Raw genomic sequence first — 4,493 nt, forward strand, 5'->3', positions numbered from 1 at the left:
GGCCCCATGTATGTCCAAATAATGCCACTTACTTCTCTTGTCGGATAGCTTTTTAATTGAACGGATTCCCTAAACTTCCCATCCGTTGGCTCTGACGGAATCTCCGTGCACTCCCCGTCTGTATTGAACTTCCAACCATGATACATGCACCTTAGGCCACAACCGTCATTAATTCCATAATAAAGTGAGGTCCCGCGGTGCGGACAGCGCTCATCAACTAGGCCTACTTTTCCTTCCGTATCGCGAAATGCGACTAGGTCCTCCCCCAACAACTTCACGCGTTGCGGCTTCCCATCACTAATCAACTCTTCTGTTTGAAGGGCTGGAATCCAATATCTCCTAAATACATCGCCCATCGGCGTGCCTGCATCGGTCTGAGTTAGTAACTGATTATCTTCTGGTGTTAACATTCAAATTCCCCCTAATATAATAATAGATTCTCCGTTCGGACATAATTCATTTATTCAATAAATGCTGTTCACAACTACTTCTTGAGTATTCCATTTACCCATGATTATACAGATGATAGCGTTTTCATTTCGTGAGATAAATTGATTAGCATAAGTATCATTGAAGTCTACCCATAACTTCTATCTTATTTTTGTTATATTAACCAATAACCTTCACACATTCCTTTTAAAGTACGACTCCACGGATTATCAATTTATCTAACAGATGGTTTTATATGTTGAGTACTTCTATTAAATGAATCCCTTTATTGGTTGCACGCCCAAAAGTACCGATCCCGCTCCATCGTACATACTTTCGTTGAGGAACGCGTGTTGGGTAACAACCATTGCATCTCGTAGATGTCGTTGCAACGGATGTCCGTCATAAATGGCCGAAGTACCTGCAAGTAAGTAAGCAGTTTGTACAGCGCTTGCACCCTCTCGCGCAGCTTGTGCCGCCGCTAGACGTAGCATACTTGTTTGATCAGCTGAGACACCTTCACCTTTAAGGATTGATTCCCAAGCAGATTCGGTAGTTTCATAGAAAAAGGCACGCGCCGATCTAAGCTTGGCTTCCGCTTTTGCAACAGAAATCCGTACATAAGCCCGATCAGCCATTTTAGGTGCACCTGTGATACCAGAACGACCTGCCATCAAAGAAATTTCATTTAGCGCAGCACGTGCCACTCCAAGATTGACCACTGCCAGCACCTGTGCTGCATAGGCAATCGATGGGTATTGCGAGATTGGTTCTTCAATTGTAGGAGTACCCCCACGTACAAACGTCCATTCATCAGGAACGAAGACATCTTTCACGAGCAGATCATGACTCCCCGTGCCACGCATCCCGATAACTTCCCAGTTTTCAATAATTTCTACATCTTCAGGTTTTAGAACAGCAGTTAATGGTTTACCACCTTCACCTGTACCAATACCGACACCAAGAATGTCTGCTCCCTTACATCCACTTGCAAACTTCCAAAGACCGTTAACAATCCATCCACCACTTACTCTCTCCGCAGGCTGAACTGGAAACAAACCACCCGCGAAGGCCACATCCGGACCATTTGCGTAAAGTTTTGCAAGAGTTTCTTCTGGCAGAGCTGCAAGGTATACAGCAGCAGATCCAAAGCTCGCTACCCATCCAGCTGAACCGTCAGCTTCAGAGATACTTTCAATTAACTTAAGGAATTCCATTGGCGAACTACCATCTCCACCAAAACACTGAGGCGTATGAGCGCGATAAACACCCATTTTTTTCAGTTGCGCAATCATATCCTTTGGCACATGTCGCTTCTTTTCAAATTCATCACGTCGAGCACGAACTTCTGTTAACACCTGATCAAACCGATTTTTATTTTGGCTTTGTAATTGCTTAATCATAATTTCTACCTCCCTATAACTTATTGTTTTACGTTACAATATTTGAATTTCCCTATTAGTAATCTAGATGATCATCTATTTGGGAGATATCAATACTTAACTAATCTATAGACTCGAAAAATGAGTTACATCGAATAAAATCCTACCTTTTACCCACAACCCAAAATTAATTAAAAGTTGGCTTTAGGTATTTTATCTATTATCATATTAAAGCATTTGCAATATTTAAACTACTACCCATTAGGTTGGAAAATATATAGTATTCTGTTCTATTAGTACACAAAATTAAATTGCATTAATATAACTAAAAAAGTGTCTGTCATCACGAAATGATTTTCGGTACCGTCATGATGATACTAAAAATCGATACTAGGATTCTAGACACATTCACACTAAATCTATAATAAATCTAGAAATACCTGCCGCTCATTATAAAAAAGAATTAACTACCTTCTATAATTTATCTCGAAACCTTCTAAACTCCACAAAGCCAACTAACGTCAAACAGTACTTAAAATGTAGAGATCATTTCTTCATTCATAATTTATAATCTATTATTACCGTTAGTTATGCCTTTAAGCGTTCTACCAATTGGAGAAGCTCGTCATTTGGTCCATTAAATAAAATCATGCGCCCACCTTCAAGCGTCGGTTGAGGTTCATTAGAATTGAAAATAATCCCATGCTCCTTGAAATATTTAATAGACTTATCAATATCTTCAACTGTAAAAGCAAGATGATTGACGATTCCACTTTGATTGTATTGTCCTACCGTATCAATGTCTCTGATTAATTCTATTTCTGTATCTGGATGTGATTTCACATATAAAAACGCCATTTCCCGACTTGAATTTTCTCCTCTTAAACGTACTTTACAACCAAATACCTTCGAGTAAAATGCAATAGATTCTTCCATGTCTTTCACAACAATAGCTATATGTTCTATTTTAGTAATCATCAATGGCTCTCTCCTTTGGTTAACTTAAAAACCCAACGCCTTGTATAAATTCTTGATTTGTAAGTAGAATTACACTCAAAAAAAATTAATCAAATCGAGATGTATCTCGTTTCGATTAATTTTTTCTCGTTGCTTCAATTAAAGTGAAACAGAAACTATCTTATCTTCACTCTCACCCATTACACTTGTGCTGTGCGGTGCTTGTACTTTTGAGCTAGGATCAATATAAACTTTTGCATTACCAACAGCTGTAGGTGCTTCACCAAAACCAGTTGCAATAAGCTTTACTTTTCCTTCATATGTACAAATATCCCCAGCCGCATAAATCCCGGCAATATTTGTCTCCATTTTCGAATTAACAACTATGCTATTCTTCTCAATTTCCAGTTCCCAATCTTTTATTGAGCCAAGAGAGGAAATAAAACCATAGTTTACGATTACATCATCAACTTCAATGCTCTTTGTCTCTTCACCTTTCACATGCTCAAGAATGACATGTTCAATATGATCTTCTCCAATAAACTCTAGCGGTACATAAGGAGTCATAACTTTCACTTTGGAGTTTTTAAGCAATTCCACGCTATGTTCATGTGCACGAAATTTATCACGTCTATGGATGAGTGTTACCTCATCAGCTATTGGTTCAAGCATAAGTGCCCAATCAACTGCTGAATCTCCCCCTCCAAACAACTGAACTTTCTTTCCGGCGAACTTCTGCATATCACTAACGAAGTAATGCAGATTCTTCCCTTCAAATTTATCAGCCGTTTCTAATGTAAGCTTTCTTGGATTAAACGCACCATTTCCTGCTGTTATAATAATAGTTTTTGAGAAGTGTTCTGCGCTATTTGTTGTTATCTTAAAAATACCATCAAGCTGTTTTTCTAATTTTTCAACCCCCTCATCCAAAGCAACCACTGGATTAAATTGATTCATTTGCTCCGTTAAGTTATCAATCAACTTTTGACCGGTAATCTTCGGAAAACCTGCTACATCATAAATATACTTTTCAGGATATAGCGCAGAAAGTTGACCGCCAAGTTGTGGTAAGCTTTCAATAACCTTTACTCGCGCTTGACGGAGACCAGCATAAAATGCTGTAAATAACCCAACTGGTCCTCCCCCAATAATCGTAATATCGAAAACTTCATCTTCCACGTTCATCTAACCCACTCCGTCCATTATTGTCTATCTATAAGTATAGAAACTATATGTTTCTAGCACTTGTCGCTCACTTTAAAATGATGCGTTTCTTTAGTGCATCTTCTATTTCTTACTCATTTTGATCTATTAACATTACATAGCTTCGCTAAATTTTAGTGCATTTCCATGGAATGGTTCATCTGAAATTTTGATTGAATCGCTTGGGCATCCCTCATATGCATCTTCTAAATCATCATGCAACTCCGCTGGCACTTCTACCATTCCTTCGTTTTGATCTATTGTCACGTAGGATATACCATCATCGGTATGATCATATATATCAGGTGCGACTCCACTACATGCTCCACAGGCTATGCAAGTGTCTTGATCAACAATTGTATATTTCGTCATTGTTTACACTCCTTATCGGCAAACTTGATAAGCCTAAAATTATATGTGCTTTGCTAATTTTCTATCATAGCTCAACAGGTTGTTTTTTCTTTTCAAATTGTTCTTTTAGTGGGAATGCTTCCTGCCACTTTTTCTCTTTGTCATCATAAA

The 4,493-nt window shown here is 38.5% G+C and carries 5 protein-coding genes; all 5 read right to left on the reverse strand.

What is annotated here, in order from left to right:
• Positions 1-410, reverse strand: a 410-nt coding sequence (locus CSV75_RS15975; RefSeq protein WP_144034793.1) for a Rieske 2Fe-2S domain-containing protein, incomplete at its 3' end; no start/stop codon positions are given.
• Between the two features lie 291 nt (positions 411-701).
• Positions 702-1,832 carry an acyl-CoA dehydrogenase family protein gene (locus tag CSV75_RS15980; protein ID WP_099674249.1) on the reverse strand — a complete coding sequence of 377 codons (1,131 nt, stop codon included), beginning with the start codon at positions 1,830-1,832 and terminating at the stop codon, positions 702-704.
• A 567-nt stretch (positions 1,833-2,399) separates the two neighbouring features.
• A complete protein-coding gene (locus CSV75_RS15985) occupies positions 2,400-2,789 on the reverse strand; it encodes a VOC family protein (protein ID WP_099632648.1) in 390 nt (129 codons plus the stop codon).
• 138 nt (positions 2,790-2,927) lie between these two features.
• A complete protein-coding gene (locus CSV75_RS15990; protein ID WP_099676603.1) occupies positions 2,928-3,953 on the reverse strand; it encodes an NAD(P)/FAD-dependent oxidoreductase in 1,026 nt (341 codons plus the stop codon).
• Between the two features lie 132 nt (positions 3,954-4,085).
• Positions 4,086-4,343 (reverse strand): ferredoxin, encoded by a 258-nt coding sequence (locus CSV75_RS15995; protein WP_099676604.1) that lies wholly within the window; start codon positions 4,341-4,343, stop codon positions 4,086-4,088.
• Positions 4,344-4,493: the final 150 nt, after the last annotated feature.

It is taken from the genome of Sporosarcina sp. P18a, assembly GCF_002743135.1.
GTDB lineage: Bacteria > Bacillota > Bacilli > Bacillales_A > Planococcaceae > Sporosarcina.

What these genes read in the sequence shown, in the direction of transcription:
- CSV75_RS15995 (WP_099676604.1), bottom strand. Translation starts at nt 4,343, where the DNA reads ATGACGAAATATACAATTGTTGATCAAGACACTTGCATAGCCTGTGGA.
- CSV75_RS15990 (WP_099676603.1), bottom strand. Translation starts at nt 3,953, where the DNA reads ATGAACGTGGAAGATGAAGTTTTCGATATTACGATTATTGGGGGAGGA.
- CSV75_RS15985 (WP_099632648.1), bottom strand. Translation starts at nt 2,789, where the DNA reads ATGATTACTAAAATAGAACATATAGCTATTGTTGTGAAAGACATGGAA.
- CSV75_RS15980 (WP_099674249.1), bottom strand. Translation starts at nt 1,832, where the DNA reads ATGATTAAGCAATTACAAAGCCAAAATAAAAATCGGTTTGATCAGGTG.